The organism is Synechococcus sp. R5-12 (genome assembly GCF_047502655.1).
Lineage (GTDB): Bacteria > Cyanobacteriota > Cyanobacteriia > Thermostichales > Thermostichaceae > Thermostichus.
Genome location: NZ_JANSIM010000249.1, coordinates 1 through 3,082, shown reverse-complemented (window position 1 = coordinate 3,082; position 3,082 = coordinate 1). Strand labels below are relative to the sequence as shown.

Sequence of the window (3,082 nt, the reverse complement as noted above, 5' to 3'; positions counted from 1 at the left end):
AAGCCCGCCCTGTACTGCGAAGTAGTCAGGGTCGGGTAGTTTACGAAATCTTGCGGATTTGCCGGCGGCGCTCCTCATATTCAGCGCGGGTGATCAAGCCCTGTTTCAACAGGCTTTCCAACTGCTGTTCGGGATCCCGGGCTTCTCGCCCTTCCACACTGGTCCACTCCAGCTCGATCAACCCTCGATTGAATCGAAAATCGAAATCGGCATTGCTCATGGTCAGGATCCACAGCCCTTCCAGCAAACAAAGGGCGCGTACCCCGTAGCTGAGAATCTGCAGCGGGATGGAGGGAACGAACACCATCAGCCCCGCCACCAAGTAGCCCCAGCCCCAGCGTTGGTGCCCCATATAGAAGCGCTGCAACCCTGGGATCAGCACCCCCAGCATCGCCAGCCAACCGGCCACCTCTCGGATTAACCGCCGACGATCCTGTGGGGGCGTATCAGGATCCCTGCTCTCGGCCATAGACTGCACCAGCTAGATGTGCCATTAAGCTAGCTCAGTTTTGGCCGCACAGGGCTCAGGAACTTGGATCCAACCTCAGAAGATTTTTGAGCAGCATCCCGCCGCCTATACTTGATGGGGGCAGTTCGGGGAAGGAACATGGCAGAGCGGGAGCTATCGGTAGCGATCTTGGCAGCGGGCAAGGGCACCCGGATGCGATCACGGCTGCCCAAGGTGCTGCACAAACTGGGATCCCTGTCTTTGATCGAGCGGCTGCTGCGCACGGTGCTAACCTTGAAACCCCACCGCTGTCTGGTGATTGTGGGTTATGAACAGGAGCAGGTGCGCCAAGCCCTGCGGGAGTACCCGGTTGAATTTGTGGAGCAGGCCCAGCAATTGGGCACCGGACACGCCGTTCAGCAACTGTTGCCCGTCCTGGGCGGTTTTCAGGGGGATCTGCTGGTGATCAACGGGGATGTGCCCCTGCTGCGGGCAGAAACCCTGCAAGCTTTGGTGGAGCGCCACCGCCAGGTGAACCCAGAGGTAACCTTGCTCTCGGCTCAGGTGGCGGATCCCTATGGCTATGGGCGGGTATTTTGCGATGCCCAACAGCGAGTGCTGGAACTGGTGGAAGAGCGAGACTGCACCCCAGCCCAACGGCAAAATCGCCGCATCAACAGTGGGGTGTATTGTTTTCACTGGCCGGCTCTGGCTCAGGTTTTGCCCCATCTCAATCGCAACAACGCGCAGCAGGAGTACTACCTAACAGATGCCGTCAAGCGGGTGGGCAAAGCCATCGCTCTGGATGTTGCCGATCCGCAAGAAATTGTGGGCGTCAACGACCGCCGCCAACTGGCCCAGGCGTACCAGATTTTGCAGGATCGCCTCAAGGAAGCCTGGATGGAAGCCGGGGTCACCTTTGTGGATCCCGACAGCAGCAGCCTCGAGGAAACGGTGGAATTGGCCCCCGATGTGGTGATCGAGCCCCAAACCCATCTGCGAGGGGTGTGCCGCATTGGGCCGGGAACCCGCCTGGGGCCGGGCAGTTGGATCGAGTCCAGCGAGATTGGATCTGGGTGTCACATTCTCTACTCGGTGGTCAGCCACAGCCGCATCGGCAACCAGGTTTGGATAGGCCCCTACGCCCACGTGCGCCCCCACAGCCAGATCGGGGATCACTGCCGCATCGGCAACTTTGTGGAAACCAAAAATACCCAGATTGGATCCCACAGCAACGCCGCCCACTTGGCCTACCTGGGCGATGCCAAGCTGGGATCCCAGGTCAACATCGGCGCGGGCACCATCATCGCCAACTACGACGGCCAGCAAAAGCACTTCACCGAAATTGGGGATCGCAGCAAAACAGGCGCCAACTCGGTGTTGGTGGCTCCTTTGCAGGTGGGATCCAATGTCACCATTGCCGCCGGCTCCACCATCCCTGCCCGCTACCCCCTGCCGGATGACTGCTTGGTGATCGCTCGCTCCCGCCCGGTGGTCAAGCCCGGTTGGCGACCCGGGATCCGCTCTTCCCGCCGCCAAGAGCTCCAGCCCATGCCGCCGGGATCCCTCAAGATTTATCCCTTGCGCCTCTTCCCCGGCCAAGATCTCAAGCAGGAACTGGAGCGATTGGCCCGGCAGCAGCCCTTGCAAGCGGGGTTTGTCCTCAGCGCCGTCGGCAGCCTTAGCCAAGCCACCCTGCGCCTGGCCGACCAAACGGGGGATCACCTGCTGTCGGAACGCCTGGAGATCCTGGCCCTGAGTGGATCCCTGTGCCCTGACGGAGTCCATCTCCATCTCACCGTTGCCGATGCCCGAGGCCAAACCTGGGGGGGACACCTGCGCCCCGGCTGCCTCATCTACACCACCGCCGAAATTGTCCTCGCCGACAGCCCGGAGTATCGCTTCTCCCGTCAACCGGATCCGGCCACCGGCTACCTGGAGTTGCACATCCAACCCGTGGCAGGGGATCCCTGCTGGCCGTCCCCACCCCCCCAACCCCAGCAAAACCAGCAGACAAAACCAGAGGCTGACAACAGCAGGCCGAAAAGCTTACAGTAGTCAACATGAGTTACCTAAAGCTAAAGGGGGCTTGTGAGCGCCAAGCCGAAAGCTTCACGGAACTCATGGACGCTTTGCGGTGTGGCGGGCATGTTACTGGGTTTTCGGACGCAACTCATTCTTAACCGCAAGCAAACAACTCTAGCCGCCCAACACGCTGGGGTAGCCCGCCACGCCTATAACTGGGGCTTAGAAGTCTGTCGGCAAGCCCTGGAGAACCAGCAAAAACTTCCCACCGCCATTGACCTGCACAAGCGCCTGGTAGCTGAAGTGAAGCAAGCGCATCCCTGGTACTACCAGGTCTCCAAATGCGCCCCTCAGCAGGCATTACGCAACTTGGAGCAAGCCCTTAAGCGCTGGCGGGGTGGGCTGGGGAAGTTTCCCCGCTTCAAACGCAAGGGAGTGCGAGACAGCTTTTACCTGGAAGGGAGTATTCGCACTTCTGGCAACCGCATCAAGGTACCTATCTTCGGTTGGCTGCGCTGTGCAGAGCTGCTCCCGGTGACCACACCCAAGAACGTGGTTGTTAGCTTGAGAGCATGACTCTAGTCAATAATAAGCTCAACTATACTGAAA

3 protein-coding genes and 1 pseudogene are annotated in these 3,082 nt (G+C 60.0%); 3 read left to right on the top strand and 1 reads right to left on the bottom strand.

All coding sequences use genetic code 11. The features are described from left to right. Window positions 1-40: 40 nt before the first annotated feature. A complete protein-coding gene (locus NW843_RS12655) occupies window positions 41-469 on the bottom strand; it encodes an SHOCT domain-containing protein (protein WP_414523114.1) in 429 nt (142 codons plus the stop codon). 138 nt (window positions 470-607) lie between these two features. Between NW843_RS12655 and glmU the strand changes: the two are divergent. The 3 genes and pseudogenes from glmU to NW843_RS12640 all read left to right on the top strand — a co-directional run. After that, window positions 608-1,957: pseudogene (gene glmU, locus NW843_RS12650) on the top strand (bifunctional UDP-N-acetylglucosamine diphosphorylase/glucosamine-1-phosphate N-acetyltransferase GlmU); the annotation flags it as partial. 42 nt (window positions 1,958-1,999) lie between these two features. Then, on the top strand, window positions 2,000-2,506 hold the full coding sequence (locus NW843_RS12645; RefSeq protein WP_238376989.1) for a PPC domain-containing DNA-binding protein: 507 nt from the start codon (window positions 2,000-2,002) through the stop codon (window positions 2,504-2,506). A 90-nt stretch (window positions 2,507-2,596) separates the two neighbouring features. Beyond that, window positions 2,597-3,049 carry an RNA-guided endonuclease InsQ/TnpB family protein gene (locus NW843_RS12640; RefSeq protein WP_414523113.1) on the top strand — a complete coding sequence of 151 codons (453 nt, stop codon included), beginning with the start codon at window positions 2,597-2,599 and terminating at the stop codon, window positions 3,047-3,049. Window positions 3,050-3,082: the final 33 nt, after the last annotated feature.

Excerpts from the sequence above, each read along its gene's own strand:
- NW843_RS12655 (WP_414523114.1), bottom strand. The coding sequence starts at position 469 with ATGGCCGAGAGCAGGGATCCTGATACGCCCCCACAGGATCGTCGGCGG.
- NW843_RS12645 (WP_238376989.1), top strand. The coding sequence starts at position 2,000 with ATGCCGCCGGGATCCCTCAAGATTTATCCCTTGCGCCTCTTCCCCGGC.
- NW843_RS12640 (WP_414523113.1), top strand. The coding sequence starts at position 2,597 with ATGTTACTGGGTTTTCGGACGCAACTCATTCTTAACCGCAAGCAAACA.